Annotated in this window: 1 pseudogene; it reads right to left on the bottom strand. The window is 50.5% G+C overall.

Going from position 1 to position 572, the window contains the following annotated elements:
- Positions 1-572: pseudogene (locus R7E38_RS23195) on the bottom strand (2-isopropylmalate synthase); the annotation flags it as partial.

Raw genomic sequence — 572 nt, 5'->3', positions numbered from 1 at the left:
GACCGCTTTGTTGCTTTGGATCGGCATGTTGCACAGTTGACTCACTAATTTGCTAGTACGATGGATTTCTTCGTGTTTGATCCCCGTGCTTACGCCCAGAAGCTCTTGACGCGTCTTGATGATCATCGCGATCTCTTCTAGTGAGCAGTTACCCGCACGCTCGCCGATACCATTGATGGTGCCTTCAATTTGGCGAGCACCGGCTTGTACTGCTGCAATTGAGTTTGCGACCGACATGCCCAAGTCATCATGACAGTGCACAGAAATGATGGCCTTGTCGATGTTCGGCACGCGGTTGAAAAGCGTTTGGATGATGCCACCGAACTCGCTTGGCACTGTGTAGCCAACGGTATCGGGAATGTTGATGGTGCTTGCTCCAGCATCAATTGCGGCTTCAACCATGCGACATAGATTGTCGATTGGTGTTCGGCCTGCGTCTTCACAAGAAAATTCGACATCATCGGTGTAGTTACGCGCGTGTTTAACGGCGTTGACCGCCATTTCAAGTACGTCATCGTAACTGCGGCGTAGCTTGTCTTGAACGTGAATCGTGGAAGTGGCTAGAAAAGTGT

Source organism: Vibrio sp. Vb2131, assembly GCF_033338535.1.
GTDB classification, from domain to species: Bacteria; Pseudomonadota; Gammaproteobacteria; order Enterobacterales; family Vibrionaceae; genus Vibrio; species Vibrio alginolyticus.
This window is presented reverse-complemented; position numbering and strand designations above follow the sequence as displayed.